Below are 13561 nucleotides of genomic sequence, written 5' to 3'. Positions count from 1 at the left end.
CGTTCCACGTGGCGGCGCGGCCGCCGGGTCAGAACAATTCGGGGCGGCGCTTGCGACGCTCGTTGTAGTCCCGCATCCGCTGCGGGTAGCCCATCAGCCGGACGTCGTAGACGGGGATGCCCATCCGGTACGCGAAGCGGCGGGCGCCGTCCGGGCCGTCGACGCGGCGGCGGGTCCACTCGCCGTCGTCGGCGATCAGCATGACGGTGGTCTCGGTCACGGTCGTGCGGGGCTCGATGTACGCCTCGACCCCGCGCCGACTCCGGACGAAGTTCTCCAGATGGTCCAGATCGGCGCGGTCGGCGGCGCGGTCCAGGCTCACGGCGCGCGCCTTCTTGCGTCGTCGGAACAGTCCCACCGGCCGTCTCCCCCAGGCTCCGTCATCGAAGGCAGTGCCCAGCGTACGTGTCTCGGACGTGTCGTTGGGCACCTCGCTACGCGGCCTGTGTCCGGTGGTGACAAGATGACCGAGGTGGGGTGTGTCCGTGGCCCCCCGCCGTGACCCCCCGAAGCAGTGACGCGACCTGGGAGTTGGACGTGAGCGAGCCGAATGACGCAACCTTCGACATCGTCATCCTCGGAGGTGGCAGCGGCGGCTACGCGACCGCCCTGCGCGCCGTCCAGCTGGGCCTGACGGTCGCGCTGGTCGAGAAGGGCAAGCTCGGCGGGACCTGCCTGCACAACGGCTGCATCCCGACCAAGGCGCTGCTGCACGCCGCCGAGATCGCCGACCAGACCCGCGAGTCGGAGCAGTTCGGCGTGAAGGCCGAGCTGGTCGGGATCGACATGGCCGCGGTCAACTCGTACAAGGACGGCGTGGTCTCCCGCCTGTACAAGGGCCTGCAGGGCATGCTCAAGGGCAACAAGGCGATCACCATCGTCGAGGGCCACGGCAAGCTGGTCGGCAGCAACGTCGTCGAGGTCGACGGCAAGCGCTACACCGGCCGCAACGTCGTGCTGGCCTCCGGCTCGTACGCGAAGAGCCTGCCGGGCCTGGAGGTCGACGGCGAGCGGGTCATCACGAGCGACCACGCGCTGGTCCTGGACCGGGTGCCGTCCTCCGCGATCGTGCTCGGCGGCGGCGTGATCGGCGTCGAGTTCGCCAGCGTCTGGAAGTCCTTCGGGGTCGACGTCACGATCATCGAGGCGCTCCCCCGGCTGGTCGCCGCCGAGGACGAGGAGTCGTCGAAGGCGCTGGAGCGGGCCTTCCGCAAGCGGAAGATCAACTTCAAGGTCGGCAAGCCGTTCGAGAAGGTCGAGAAGACCGACAGCGGCGTCAAGGTGACCATCGCCGGCGGCGAGACCGTCGAGGCGGAGCTGCTGCTGGTCGCCGTCGGCCGCGGCCCGAACACGGCCGGCCTCGGCTACGAGGAGCAGGGCGTCAAGATGGACCGCGGCTACGTGCTGACCGACGAGCGGCTGCGCACCAGCGTGCCGAACGTCTACGCGGTCGGCGACATCGTGCCCGGCCTCCAGCTCGCCCACCGCGGCTTCCAGCAGGGCATCTTCGTCGCCGAGGAGATCGCCGGCCAGAACCCGGCCGTGATCGACGAGGCCGGCATCCCGCGGGTCACCTACTCCGACCCGGAGCTGGCGTCGGTCGGCCTGACCGAGGCGAAGGCCAAGGAGCAGTACGGCGCCGACAAGGTGAAGAGCTACAACTACAACCTGGGCGGCAACGGCAAGAGCCAGATCCTCAAGACGGCCGGCTTCGTCAAGCTCGTCCGGGTGGAGGACGGCCCCGTCGTCGGCGTGCACATGGTCGGCGCCCGGGTCGGCGAGATGGTCGGCGAGGCGCAGCTCATCTACAACTGGGAGGCGTACCCGGCCGAGGTGGCGCAGCTCGTGCACGCCCACCCGACGCAGAACGAGGCCCTGGGCGAGGCGCACCTGGCGCTCGCCGGCAAGCCGCTGCACGCACACGCCTGACCACGACAACCGCGGCGTCCGGCGACGGGCGATGATCCCACCAGGGGAATGAAGGAGTCTTAGAAGATGCCGGTATCGGTCACCATGCCCCGGCTCGGCGAGAGCGTCACCGAGGGCACCGTCACGCGCTGGCTCAAGCAGGAGGGCGACACCGTCGAGGTCGACGAGCCCCTGCTCGAGGTGTCGACCGACAAGGTCGACACCGAGATCCCGTCCCCGGCGGCGGGCGTGCTGAGCCGGATCGTGGTCGGCGAGGACGAGACCGCCGAGGTCGGCAGCGAGCTGGCCGTGATCGCCGGTGAGGGCGAGGCCGCCGGTGGCGAGGCCGCCCCGCAGCAGGAGGAGCCGGCCGAGGAGGCCGCCGAGGCCGCCGCGGAGCCGCAGGCCGAGGCGGAGCAGCCGGCCGTCGAGGAGCCGCGGGCGCAGGCCGCCCCGGCGCCGTCGGGCGAGGGCACCCCGGTCAAGATGCCGGCCCTCGGCGAGAGCGTCACCGAGGGTACGGTCACCCGCTGGCTCAAGCAGGTCGGCGAGACCGTCGAGGTGGACGAGCCGCTGCTGGAGGTCTCCACCGACAAGGTCGACACCGAGATCCCGTCGCCGGTCGCCGGCACCGTCCTGGAGATCAAGGTCGCCGAGGACGAGACCGCCGCGGTCGGCGCGGACCTGGCCGTGATCGGTGCCGCCGGCGCGGCCCCGGCGGAGGCCAAGCCCGAGCCGAAGCCGGAGCCCAAGGCCGAGGCCAAGCCGGAGCCCAAGCCGGAGCCCAAGGTCGAGGAGCCGACCCCGGGCCTGTCGTACAACGAGCCGGCGGCGGAGGCCGAGATCTCGGCGCGTCCGGCGCAGGCCGAGCAGAAGGCGGTGCCGGCGGCCCCGGCCCCGCAGCGCCCGTCCGCGCCCGTCCAGGGCGGCGAGGAGGCGGCCGGCTACGTGACCCCGCTGGTGCGCAAGCTCGCCAGCGAGCACGGCGTCGACCTGGCCTCGGTCAACGGCACCGGCGTCGGCGGTCGGATCCGCAAGCAGGACGTGCTGGACGCGGCGGAGAAGGCCAAGGCGGCCAAGGCCGCGCCGGCCCCGGCCCCGGCCCCGCAGCCCGCCGCCGCGGCGGCCCCGGCCAAGCCGGCCGCCAGGCCGCAGCCGAGCGCGAAGCGCGGCACCACCGAGAAGCTGCCCCGGATCCGCGCCACCATCGCCAAGCGGATGCAGCAGTCGCTGCACGAGATGGCGCAGCTCACCACCGTGGTCGAGGTGGACGTCACCAGGATCGCCAAGCTGCGGGCCCGCGCCAAGGACGCGTTCCAGCAGCGGCACGGCGTGAAGCTGTCGTTCCTGCCGTTCTTCGCCCTGGCGGCCGTGGAGGCGTTGCAGACCTACCCGATCGTCAACGCCAGCATGGACCTGGAGGCGGGCACGATCACCTACCCCGACGCCGAGCACCTCGGCATCGCGGTGGACACGGAGCGCGGCCTGATGGTCCCGGTCATCCACGGCGCCGGCGACCTGAACCTGGGCGGCATCGCCAAGCGGATCGCCGACCTGGCCGAGCGCACCCGCACCAACAAGATCAGCCCGGACGAGATCGCGGGCGCGACCTTCACGCTGACCAACACCGGCAGCCGGGGCGCGCTGTTCGACACCCCGATCGTGCCGTCGCCGCAGTCGGCGATGCTCGGCACGGGTGCCGTGGTCAAGCGCCCGGTCGTGGTCAACGACCCGGAGCTGGGCGAGGTGGTCGCCGTCCGGTCGATGGTCTACCTGGCCCTGTCGTACGACCACCGGCTGATCGACGGCGCGGACGCCGCCCGCTTCCTGGTCGCGGTCAAGGAGCGGCTGGAGGCCGGCAGCTTCGAGGCCGAGCTGGGTCTGTAGTCCCGCACGACGCACAGAGGGCGCCCCGGTCACGGACCGGGGCGCCCTCGTCGTTGTCGACCTGGCTCGGACCTGCACGCCGCCGCCCCGCCAGCCCCACCCGCGCCCGACGCGCCGCCCGCCCGCCGATCCGAGAGCCGCCCTGCCGACGCGCCGCCCGCCCTGCCGATCCCAGGGCCGGCCGTGGCCCGATTCCGGCGCGGCACGGTCGGGGCGCTGCGAGAGTGGGTTGGTGGGCGGCTTCCGGTGGCACGAGCGGTTGGGGCCTGCCGTCTCGATCGCGCCCGGCGCCCGGGTCGACCGGTTCGAGGTCTTCTTCGACCTGGTCTTCGTCTTCTCGTTCTTCATCATCACCCGGACGACCGCCGCCAACATCTCCGGCCGCCAGCTGCTGCACGCCCTGCTGGTGCTCGCCGTGCTCTGGTGGTGCTGGGTGGTGCACTGCGTGGTGGCGACCCGGGTCCGGCTGGGCGAGGGCTTCGTGCCGGTGCTGATGGTCGTCGGCATGGCCGCGCTGTTCTGCTTCGCGCTGTCCCTGCCGCAGGCGTTCGGCGACCCGGAGGACGTGGCCGCCGGGCCGATGGTGGTCGCGTTGAGCTACGTGGTGATCCGCGGCGTACACCTGTTGCTGTACTGGCACATCGCGCGGGAGAGGCCCGGCGAGCGCCGGCTGCTGCTGAAGTACTCCCCCGAGCTGACGGTCAGCACCCTGCTGCTCACGGCCGCCGCGCTGATCCCGCCGCAGATCGACGACCCGGGCCGGGCCGCACTGGTGCGGGACGGGCTCTGGATCAGCGTCGTCCTGCTCCAGTACGGCATGGGCCTGGTGGCCGGCGCCTGGGGCTGGACGGTGACCTCCGCCGAGCACTGGACCGAGCGGTACGACCTCATCCTGATCATCGCGCTAGGCGAGTCGGTCATCTCGGTCGGCGTCGGCAGCAACCTGGTCGGTCAGCCCCCCACCTGGCCCGCGGTGGCGGCGGCGGTGCTCGGCATATTCTTCACCGCCGCCCTCTGGTGGACGCACTACGATGTGGTCGGCCCGGCCGCCCGGATCGCCCTGCACACGGCCGAGGGCCGGGCCCGGGTGGCGATGGCCCGGGACGCGTACGCCTACCTCCACCTGCCGATGATCGCCGGGATCATCCTGTTCGCCCTCGGCGCGGAGGAGGTCGTAGGCGACATCACCGACCCCGAGGTGCCATTCACCGAGCCGACGCACGGCCCGGGCGTCCCGCTGCTGTTCGGCGGGGTGATCTGCTATCTCGCCTCGAACATGCTGTTCCAGGCGCGCACCCTGCGTACCGTCTACTGGACCAGGGTCGCCGCGGTGCTGCTGCTCGCCGCCGCCATCCCGGTGGGCCTGGTGCTGCCGGGGCTGGCCACCCTCGCCCTGCTCACCGCCATCTGCGTCGGGCTGGTGGGGGTGGAGGTGGTGGTCAAGGCGAACGAACGCCGCGCGCTGCGCGAGCGGGTCTTCGAGGAGAAGACCAGCCACGAGGCGTACGAGGCCGCCTGGCGCGCCCGCTGGCGCGAGCGCGCCCCCGAGGAGCCGTCGACCTGACACCGCAAGGAATCCTGCCGGTCGTAGCACTTCGTAGCACACCGACCTAGAATTGCTCCGTGGCAGAGCACGCTCATCGGGAGATCACGCAACGAGAGCTGCGCAACGAATCGGGCGCGATCATGCGTAACGTCGAGCGTGGCGAATCCTTCGTCATCACACGAAACGGCACGCCGATCGGAAAGCTCATCCCGCTGCGCCGGCGCACCTTCGTGCCGCGGGCCGAGGTGCTCGCCGCCTTCGCCACGGCCCCGGTGCTCGACGCCGAGGCCTTCCGCGCAGACATCGACTCGTCGGTGGAGCAGGACCCGTTCAGCCGTGAGTGGTGAGCCGCCGGTTCGTGGCCTGATCGACACGAACATCGTGATCCACCTCAGCGCCCTGGGTCCCGGGGAACTGCCGGACGAGATGGTCATCAGTGCAGTGACACTCGCGGAACTGTCCGCAGGCCCGCACCACACCGACGACCGCGCCGAGCGGGCCCGACGGACCAGCGTTCTGCAACACGCCGAGGCCATGTTCGAGCCGTTACCCTTCGACGCCGAGGCGGCGCGGGCCTTCGGCATGATCACCAGTGCGGTGCTGGCGACCGGGCGCACCACCCGCCGTCGGCTGGCGGACCTGATGATCGCTTCCATCGCGTACGCGAACGGCCTGTCGCTCTACACCACCAACCCGAGCGACTTCGTGGGGCTGGAGGAGTTGGTCAGAATCATGCCCGTCCGGCGTCCCTGAACGGTTTCGTCGCACCCGCCCTCACTGTCGTAGGCTGGCCGCAGCGTTGCGGTGCACCCGGCAAGGAGACCGCCGAGGGCATGGAGGCGCGGGACAGCATGGGACACACGTGCATCCATCCACGCCGGACGAGCGCCTGCGGGCCTTCGGCAACCAACTGATCGAGATCCACCTCTGGCTCCGCGAGGAGCTCACCCGCATCCGCGACGGGCTGGGCGAGCCCGGCGTACGACCCCGGGACCTGCGGACCCACTGCCTGGCCTTCTGCGCGGCGCTGACCCGGCACCACACCGGCGAGGACGCCGGGGCGTTCCGGGTGCTGGCCGACCGCGTCCCCGAGCTGGCCCCGGTGCTGCGCGAGCTGGAGGCCGACCACCACGTGGTGGCCGGGATCCTGCGCCGGGTCGAGGAGCTGGCCGACGCCGCCGCGCCGCCGGCCGAGGTGCGGGCCGAGCTGGACACGCTCGCCGCGCTGCTCGAATCGCACTTCGTCTACGAGGAGAAGAAGCTGGTCGACGCGCTCAACGCGCTGACCGACGGCACCACCGAGGGGCTCCTCGGGGTACCCGTCCCGCCGCCCGACCCCGAGCAGGTCTGCCGGTAGCAGAATTGTCGGCGTCGGGTTGGCCTGCCGGCCCCGGGGCCGGCAGGGTGGGCGTATGGCGATCTTCTCCCTCCAGGCGACCCCGTCCGACGGCCCGGGCTGGCTGGACCTGGCCCGGCGGGCCGAGGCGGCCGGTTTCGAGACCCTGTCCACCGCCGACCACCCCGGTAAGACGACGTCGCCGTTCGTCGCCCTGGCCGCCGCGGCGGCGGTGACGTCGACGATCAAGCTGGGCTCGTACGTCTCCAACGCCGGGATCCGGGAGCCCATGCTGCTCGCCTCGGACGTGGCCACCCTCGACCTGCTCTCCGGCGGTCGGGCCCGGCTCGGCCTCGGCGCCGGCCACACCCCGGCCGAGTGGCACGCGGTCGGGCGGGAGCGCCCCGACGTCGCCGGTCGGGTGCGCCGCTGCCTGGCCGTCGCCGAGGCCGTCCGCGCCCTGCTCGACGGCGAGGAGGTCACCGTCGACTCCCCCGACCTGGTCGTGCGGGCCGCGCGGCTGGAGACGCCGCGACCGGTGCAGCGGCGTGTCCCGCTCACCCTCGGCACGGCGAACTCCACGATGCTGCGCTGGGCCGGCGCGCACGCCGACGTGGTCGGGCTGGCCGGCCTGGGGCGCACCCTGCCCGACGGCTACATGCACGAGGTTCGCTGGCGCGAGGCGGACATCGAGGCACAGCTGGCCTGCGTCGCGGCCGGGGCGGCCGGACGGGCCGAGCCGCCGGCACTGGAGGCGCTCGTGCAGCTGGTCGCCGTCACCGACGACGCCGAGGCCGCCACCGCCCAGTTCGCCGAGCAGACCGGCCTGACCGCCGCCGAGCTGCTGGCCACGCCGTTCGTGCTGGCGGGCACCGAGGACGAGATCGTCGCGGCGGTCGCCGCGCACCGGCGCCGCTGGGGCGTCACCCGGTTCGTCGTCCGCGCCGACGCCCTCGACCCGCTCACGCCGGTACTGGCCCGCCTGGCCGCCGCCAGCTGAGCCACCGACTCTCGTGTACGGGTGAGGCGAGGTCAGGTCGTCGGCGGCTCGGCGACGAACACGCCTACGCCCTGCACACCTTCGACGAGCCCCTCGGTCCGGAGAGCGAAGATGGCTTGCCGGACAACGATGGTGGAGACTCTGTGCTCCTGACAGAGCTGGGCGGTGGATGGGAGTTTGTCTCCCGGAACGAGTTCGCCGGACGCGATCTGCTGACGGATATGGTCGGCAAGCTGCGCCCACTTGGGCTTGGCGGGCATCTGGTCTCCCTGGTCTGCACCGCCATTTGATCACGCATCAACTTGTGATCGCAACCAATGCCCACTCATGCCTTGCTTTATATAAGCGCTTATGCCAGGCTGACGACGGCTGGCTCCCTGGTCTGCAAACCGGAGCTGGTCGTCCCGTGAAACGCGCCCGGCCGGCCCAATCCCCCGAGGTCGGCCGGGTGCCACGCCCTGCCCGCCGCGCGGTGGCGGGCCCGCCCGCAGGCCCGGGGCGGGTGCCGGGCTCCAGCCGACCGCGCAACGGCTGCCCCCGCCCGCCTCGGCACCGCGACCCACCCTGAAGGAGACGACATGCCCGTGACCGGCCAGCCGGTAGACGCGGTGGAGAGTGCGCTCGGCGAGCTGCCGGTGCCCTGGTACGTGACTGCCGAAGACCTCAAACTCGCCATCCGGGCGGTGCTGGTGCACGCCCCCGAGTCATGGCCCGCGGGGCCGGTGTGCCGCAGCGACCGCACCCCGTACCCCTGTCGACTGCACCGCTGGGGACGACGGATTCTGCGCTCCCGAGGGCTCACCGACCAGGCCGTCGACGAGTTGGTGGCGCGAGGCGACTGGCTGGTCCGCGTACCCGATCGGGAGCGCTGACATGACGGCGAGCCGGCGGCGCGCCGCGAAGCCCGTCCCGCTCGCACCGCGCCACCGGCGCATCTGGCGAGGCTGGCGGCGCTGGTGCTCGTGCGGCCTGCGCTGGCGCGCGTGCCCCGACCGGCACCTGCCCGTGCCGACCGAGCCGCCCACCCCGCCGCGCAACACGCGGTGGTGGGACGAGGCGACCCGGGCGAACCCTCAGGTCGGGCGGGTGGGCCGGTTGACGCCCGCGCAGACCTGGCGAGCCAACGGCGGTCGCTGGTGACGACCGCCGGACCGCACCTGCCGCTGCGCCCGCTCTGGCTCTGCCGGGGATGCGGCGCGCCGTGGCCCTGCGGCCCCGCGCGACTCACCCTGCTGCGGGAGTACGCCCACGACCGGATCGCGCTACTGATCCACCTCGGCGGCCTGCTGCACGACGCGGCCGGTCACCTGCACACGCTCCACCCGCACGACGGCCCCGATCCGATCCAACTCTTCAACCGCTTCCTCGGCTGGGCCCTGCCCGGCGGTCGTCCGACCACCCGTCCCGGAGCGCCGCCGCGCCCGGCCACGTTGTGACGTAGGTGGCTGACCCCCGCATGGCTAAGCTCTTTCCATGCTGACGCGGCTGGAGGTGCAGGGGTTCAAGAACCTCCTCGACGTGAGTGTCGACTTCGGACCTTTCACCTGCATTGCTGGCACGAACGGAATGGGAAAGTCGAACGTCTTCGACGCGATCGAGTTCCTCTCCTACCTGGCGACCCACTCACTGACCGGAGCCGCGCAACGGGTACGCGGGACAGCCGGCGCGAGGGGCGGTGACCCCCGTGACCTCTTCTGGGACGGCTACCGTCGAACGGGACATCGACTCACGCTCGCGGCGGAGATGATCGTGCCGGCCGAGGTCGAGGATGAACTCGGCGAACGAGCCCGGCCTGCGGCCACGTACCTGCGTTACGAGGTGACCCTCGGCTACGGACCGACGCGCGGTGAGCACGGCAGTGGGCGGCTTCACCTGCTCCGCGAAGACCTGCGACAGATCGAGGACCCGTCGGGTCGGATCGCGTTCCCCGCGAGCCCGGCCTTTCTCGGTTCGGTCATCCGGGATCACGGTGGAGACCGGGTCTTCCTGTCCACCGATCGCAACGGTGTGCAGGACGCTCTGATCAACGTCCACGCCGACGACAACCGGGTGGAGAAGTCCCGGCCGGCCGGGCGGGCCGCGCGAACGGTGTTGAGCACGACCGTCACAGCCGACAACCCGACGGTCCTCGCCGCGCGGAACGAGATGCGGCGTTGGCGCCGTTTGGCGCTGGAACCGTCCGCGCTTCGTACGCCGGACGACGAGACCGGCCCCGAGTCACTCGACCCGGACGGCCGGCACCTGCCCAGCACGCTCTACCGGGTGGCGCACGCGCCGGACTGGTCCGGCGATCCTGAGCGGGTCTACGCCACGGTGGCGGGCCGGCTCTCTGACCTTGGCGGCGTCGCCGTCGAGGCGTTGGACGTCGAGTTCGACGAGGCGCGTCAGACCTTCACCCTGTTCCTCCAGGAGCGCGGCGGCCTCCGACTTCCGGCCCGGGCGTTGTCCGAGGGAACGCTGCGGTTCCTGGCGCTGTGCGTGCTGCTCGAAGACGCGGAGTTCGGTGGCCTCGTGTGCATGGAGGAGCCGGAGAACGGGATCCATCCCGCGAACCTGCCCGGCGTGGTCCAGCTCGTACGGGACCTCGCTGTCGATCCCACCGAGCCGCCCGGCGACAACAACCCCTTCCGACAGGTCATCATCAACACCCACTCCCCTGGGGTGGTGCAGCTCTGCGACCCCGCCGATCTGCTGTTGGCCAGCGTGAAGCCACGACCGGCTCCCGGTGGGGGGACGACGCGGGCACTGTCCCTTCTGCCCTACCGGAAGTCGTGGCGAGCCGCCTTCGGGAGTCCCACCTTCTCCGAGGCGGACATCGTCGCCTATCTCGCCGAGCCGCCGGAAGCCCGCCTCCGCCTTCCCTCGGACCTGATGCCATGACAGACCACTCCTACTCCGGTTTGTTCGTGGCCGAGGGCACCTCGGACGAGCCACTGGCGGAGCACATCGAGTTGCTGTTCCTGTGCCACGGGGTGTCGGTGAGCCTGAGCAGGCCGGACTTCTCCCGGCTCCCCAGGGTCGCCAAGGACGTGGGATCGCGGGTGCGAGCGGGGCTGGCCCTCGCCGGCGGTCCGGTCGACCTGATCGTGGTGCACCGCGACGCGGACAACGCGGGACGGCACGCTCGACAGCAGGAGATCGAGTCCGCAGCGCAGCCGCTGGCCGGTCCCGCAGAGCTCGTGCCCGTCATCCCGGTACGGATGACCGAGGCCTGGCTTCTTCTCGACGAGGCCGCGATTCGCCAGGTCGCAGGCAATCCACGTGGACGCGTGCGGCTGGGCCTGCCGAAGCCGCACCAGGTGGAGTCGATCGCCGACCCCAAGGAAGTCCTCCGCGACTGCCTCCTCGCGGCTGCGGAGGTGACCGGCCGGCGTCGGGACGTGGTGGCGAAGCGGTTCAACCAGCATCGCCGCCAGTTGTTCGAACGTCTGGACCCGGCCGGCGCGATCACCCACCTGGACAGCTGGCGTCGCCTGGTGGCCGACGTCGACGCCGTGGTCAAGCGGTGGCGCTCGGTCGGCAGCTGACCGACGGCCGTACGCTCGCCCGGGGCGCGCTCGGCTGGCTGCTGGCCCGCAGCCCCGGACGGTGACCGGCTCTACACGTCCGGCTCGGCGTCCGTACCCGAAGATATGGGCATGCGGATCCTCATGGCCGGCGCGTCCGGCTTCCTCGGCACCCGGCTGGTCGACCGGCTCACGGCGGACGGGCACCAGGTCACCCGACTGGTCCGTCGGCCGCCGCGCGCCCCCGACGAACGGCAGTGGGACCCGTCCGCCGCGCAGCTCGACCCGGCGACGGTGGCGGAGGCGGACGCGGTGGTCAACCTGGCCGGCGCGGGCGTCGGCGACCGGCGGTGGAACGACGGGTACCGGCAGGTGATCCGGTCGAGCCGGGTCGACACGACCACCGCCCTGGCGATCACCATCGCCGGGCTGCCCGACGGCGACCGGCCGAGGGTGCTGCTCAACTCCTCGGCGGTCGGCTGGTACGGCAACACCGGCGACCGGACGGTCGAGGAGGACGCCCCGGCCGGCGAGGGCTTCCTGGCCGACGTCTGCCGGGTCTGGGAGGCCGCGACGCGCCCGGCCGAGGACGCGGGCGTACGCGTGGTGCGGCTGCGCACCGGGCTGCCGCTGCACCGCGACGGCGGGCTGCTGAAGCCGCAGCTGTTGCCGTTCAAGCTGGGGATCGCCGGGCGGCTCGGCAGCGGCCGACAGTGGCTGCCGTGGATCTCGCTGGTCGACTGGCTGGACGCCGCGGTGTTCCTGCTGGCCCGCGACGACGTCGCCGGGCCGGTCAACGTGGTCGGGCCGGCCCCGGTGACCAACGCCGACTTCACCCGCGAGTTGGCCCGGCAACTGCGCCGGCCGGCGATCATCCCGATCCCGGCGCTGGCGCTGAAGGTGGCGCTCGGCGGCTTCGCCCACGAGGCGCTGACCAGCACCCGGGTCCTGCCCGGCGTGCTCACCGAGGCCGGATTCGCGTTCCGCCACCCCGATCTGGCCGGCGCGCTGCGCGCCGCGCTGCGCGACTAGGTTCCAGGCCGCGACGCGGGCCGGACGCCCGGCGGGCGTCCGGCCACGGTCGGCGCGGCGGGTCAGCAGCCGACGACCCAGTGGTTGGGGCCGGTCTGCTTGAGGGTGCTGGTGTAGAAGGTGTTGTAGAGGCCCATCCGCTGGTTCGAGCCGTTGGCGTAGGCGTAGCCGCCGGACTGGTAGGCGCGGCCGGCGCCGACGTGCGCGTAGTTGCTGGCGGTCACGCAGGTCGGCGCGGTGGTCGGGCTCGCCGTCGGGGAGGCCGTGGGGCTCGCCGTCGCCGTCGGGCTGGGCTGGGTCCCGCCGTCCAGGCCGAAGAAGACCGCGTCGTGGTACGCGGAGCAGATGGTGTCCAGGATGTACGGGGCAGTGGTGCCGCACTGGTCGGCGGCCGAGCCGGGGTCGACCGGGGTGCCGTGGCCCATGCCGGAGATCCGGTAGACCCGCACGTCGTTGTTGCCGTACACCTCGAGGCTGGTGTTGGCGGGCAGCGACGCGGTGCTGGTCGGGGTCTGCGAGACGCCCCGGACGTTGGTCCACTGGTCGCGCAGCTCGGTGGCGTTGGCCGGCACGACGGTGAAGTCCGAGGTGCCGTGCCAGATGGCGACCCGGGGGCGCGGGCCGGTGTGCCCGGGGTGGGCGGCCCGGACCAGGTTGCCCCACTCCTGCGGGGTCTTGTTCACGCCCTGGAACTGGCAGGCGTTGGTGGTGGCGGGCGGCGAGCAGCGGTACGGCAGGCCCGCGATGACGGAGCCGGCGGAGAAGACGTCCGGGTAGGTGGCGAGCATGACCGCGCTCATCCCCCCGCCGGCGGAGAGCCCGCTGACGAAGACCCGGCCCGGGTCGGTGCCGTAGTTGTTCCTGGCGTAGTCGACCATCTGCTTGATCGACAGCGCCTCGCCGGAGCCCCGCGTGATGTCCTGCTCCACGAACCAGTTGAAGCAGCTCAGCTGCTGGTTGGCGCTGGACTGCTGCGGCACGATCAGGGCGAACCTCCACTGGTCGGCGTACTTGCGCCAGCCGGAGTTGGCGAAGTAGCCGGAGGCGTCCTGGGTGCAGCCGTGCAGCAGCACGACCGCCGGCGCTCCGGCCGGCAGGTTGTCCGGCCGGTACGCGTACATGGCGAGGTTGCCGGGGTTGGAGCCGAAGCCGGTGACCTGGGTGAGGGTGGCGGCATGGGCGGGGGCGGCGAGGGTCACGACCGCGGTGGCGGCGAGGACCAGCCCGGCGACCGCACCGGTCAGCCGGGTGAGCAGGGACGAGGAGCGGCGCACGGGGGCCTCCTGGGGACGGGTTGTGAACTGGGTCACCCGCGAATTGCCGCGAGGTTACGTCGATGTGTCGAC

The 13561-nt window shown here is 72.2% G+C and carries 16 protein-coding genes; 13 read left to right on the top strand and 3 right to left on the bottom strand.

Features of this window, described 5'->3' with window-relative positions; all coding sequences use genetic code 11:
- Window positions 1-28 precede the first annotated feature (28 nt).
- Window positions 29-358, bottom strand: coding sequence for a hypothetical protein (locus ABZ793_RS03350; RefSeq protein WP_357451159.1), 330 nt, complete (start codon window positions 356-358; stop codon window positions 29-31).
- 140 nt (window positions 359-498) lie between these two features.
- Here ABZ793_RS03350 and lpdA point away from each other — a divergent pair, with 140 nt between their 5' ends.
- From lpdA to ABZ793_RS03315, 7 genes are all read left to right on the top strand, one after another.
- Window positions 499-1929 (top strand): dihydrolipoyl dehydrogenase, encoded by a 1431-nt coding sequence (lpdA, locus tag ABZ793_RS03345; RefSeq protein ID WP_350707894.1) that lies wholly within the window; start codon window positions 499-501, stop codon window positions 1927-1929.
- 66 nt (window positions 1930-1995) lie between these two features.
- Window positions 1996-3795: a 2-oxoglutarate dehydrogenase, E2 component, dihydrolipoamide succinyltransferase gene (gene sucB / locus ABZ793_RS03340; RefSeq protein WP_357451157.1), complete on the top strand. Its 1800-nt coding sequence runs from the start codon at window positions 1996-1998 to the stop codon at window positions 3793-3795.
- A gap of 232 nt (window positions 3796-4027) precedes the next feature.
- On the top strand, window positions 4028-5359 hold the full coding sequence (locus ABZ793_RS03335) for a low temperature requirement protein A (protein ID WP_357451155.1): 1332 nt from the start codon (window positions 4028-4030) through the stop codon (window positions 5357-5359).
- A gap of 59 nt (window positions 5360-5418) precedes the next feature.
- Entirely contained in the window at window positions 5419-5688 is a 270-nt protein-coding gene (locus ABZ793_RS03330; protein ID WP_357451152.1) for a type II toxin-antitoxin system prevent-host-death family antitoxin, read from the top strand.
- Window positions 5678-6094, top strand: coding sequence for a type II toxin-antitoxin system VapC family toxin (locus tag ABZ793_RS03325; protein WP_357451149.1), 417 nt, complete (start codon window positions 5678-5680; stop codon window positions 6092-6094). The genes ABZ793_RS03330 and ABZ793_RS03325 overlap by 11 nt, the downstream gene beginning before the upstream one ends.
- Window positions 6095-6203: 109 nt before the next feature.
- Window positions 6204-6698, top strand: coding sequence for a hemerythrin domain-containing protein (locus tag ABZ793_RS03320; protein ID WP_357451146.1), 495 nt, complete (start codon window positions 6204-6206; stop codon window positions 6696-6698).
- A 55-nt stretch (window positions 6699-6753) separates the two neighbouring features.
- Complete coding sequence (locus ABZ793_RS03315; protein ID WP_357451143.1) at window positions 6754-7677, top strand: TIGR03621 family F420-dependent LLM class oxidoreductase; 924 nt, start codon at window positions 6754-6756, stop codon at window positions 7675-7677.
- A gap of 32 nt (window positions 7678-7709) precedes the next feature.
- Here ABZ793_RS03315 and ABZ793_RS03310 read toward each other — a convergent pair whose 3' ends face one another.
- Window positions 7710-7937: a winged helix-turn-helix domain-containing protein gene (locus tag ABZ793_RS03310; protein ID WP_357451140.1), complete on the bottom strand. Its 228-nt coding sequence runs from the start codon at window positions 7935-7937 to the stop codon at window positions 7710-7712.
- A gap of 318 nt (window positions 7938-8255) precedes the next feature.
- On the opposite strand from ABZ793_RS03310, the gene ABZ793_RS03305 reads away from it, so the two are divergent.
- From ABZ793_RS03305 to ABZ793_RS03280, 6 genes are all read left to right on the top strand, one after another.
- Window positions 8256-8549, top strand: coding sequence for a hypothetical protein (locus ABZ793_RS03305; RefSeq protein ID WP_357451137.1), 294 nt, complete (start codon window positions 8256-8258; stop codon window positions 8547-8549).
- A 1-nt stretch (window position 8550) separates the two neighbouring features.
- On the top strand, window positions 8551-8817 hold the full coding sequence (locus tag ABZ793_RS03300; RefSeq protein ID WP_357451134.1) for a hypothetical protein: 267 nt from the start codon (window positions 8551-8553) through the stop codon (window positions 8815-8817).
- Window positions 8814-9113 (top strand): hypothetical protein, encoded by a 300-nt coding sequence (locus ABZ793_RS03295; protein ID WP_357451132.1) that lies wholly within the window; start codon window positions 8814-8816, stop codon window positions 9111-9113. The genes ABZ793_RS03300 and ABZ793_RS03295 overlap by 4 nt, the downstream gene beginning before the upstream one ends.
- A gap of 37 nt (window positions 9114-9150) precedes the next feature.
- Window positions 9151-10557 carry an AAA family ATPase gene (locus ABZ793_RS03290; protein ID WP_357451129.1) on the top strand — a complete coding sequence of 469 codons (1407 nt, stop codon included), beginning with the start codon at window positions 9151-9153 and terminating at the stop codon, window positions 10555-10557.
- Window positions 10554-11204, top strand: a complete 651-nt coding sequence (locus tag ABZ793_RS03285) for a hypothetical protein (RefSeq protein ID WP_357451126.1) — start codon at window positions 10554-10556, stop codon at window positions 11202-11204. Before ABZ793_RS03290 ends, ABZ793_RS03285 begins: the two co-directional genes overlap by 4 nt.
- A gap of 111 nt (window positions 11205-11315) precedes the next feature.
- Window positions 11316-12215, top strand: a complete 900-nt coding sequence (locus ABZ793_RS03280) for a TIGR01777 family oxidoreductase (RefSeq protein WP_357451123.1) — start codon at window positions 11316-11318, stop codon at window positions 12213-12215.
- A gap of 62 nt (window positions 12216-12277) precedes the next feature.
- Here ABZ793_RS03280 and ABZ793_RS03275 read toward each other — a convergent pair whose 3' ends face one another.
- On the bottom strand, window positions 12278-13489 hold the full coding sequence (locus ABZ793_RS03275) for a PHB depolymerase family esterase (RefSeq protein WP_357451487.1): 1212 nt from the start codon (window positions 13487-13489) through the stop codon (window positions 12278-12280).
- Window positions 13490-13561: the final 72 nt, after the last annotated feature.

This window comes from Micromonospora sp. NPDC047465, from assembly GCF_040643125.1.
Classification (GTDB): Bacteria; Actinomycetota; Actinomycetes; order Mycobacteriales; family Micromonosporaceae; genus Micromonospora.
This window is presented reverse-complemented; position numbering and strand designations above follow the sequence as displayed.

What these genes read in the sequence shown, in the direction of transcription:
- ABZ793_RS03310 (WP_357451140.1), bottom strand. Translation starts at nt 7,937, where the DNA reads ATGCCCGCCAAGCCCAAGTGGGCGCAGCTTGCCGACCATATCCGTCAG.
- ABZ793_RS03285 (WP_357451126.1), top strand. Translation starts at nt 10,554, where the DNA reads ATGACAGACCACTCCTACTCCGGTTTGTTCGTGGCCGAGGGCACCTCG.
- ABZ793_RS03305 (WP_357451137.1), top strand. Translation starts at nt 8,256, where the DNA reads ATGCCCGTGACCGGCCAGCCGGTAGACGCGGTGGAGAGTGCGCTCGGC.
- ABZ793_RS03300 (WP_357451134.1), top strand. Translation starts at nt 8,551, where the DNA reads ATGACGGCGAGCCGGCGGCGCGCCGCGAAGCCCGTCCCGCTCGCACCG.
- ABZ793_RS03280 (WP_357451123.1), top strand. Translation starts at nt 11,316, where the DNA reads ATGCGGATCCTCATGGCCGGCGCGTCCGGCTTCCTCGGCACCCGGCTG.
- sucB (WP_357451157.1), top strand. Translation starts at nt 1,996, where the DNA reads ATGCCGGTATCGGTCACCATGCCCCGGCTCGGCGAGAGCGTCACCGAG.
- ABZ793_RS03290 (WP_357451129.1), top strand. Translation starts at nt 9,151, where the DNA reads ATGCTGACGCGGCTGGAGGTGCAGGGGTTCAAGAACCTCCTCGACGTG.
- ABZ793_RS03315 (WP_357451143.1), top strand. Translation starts at nt 6,754, where the DNA reads ATGGCGATCTTCTCCCTCCAGGCGACCCCGTCCGACGGCCCGGGCTGG.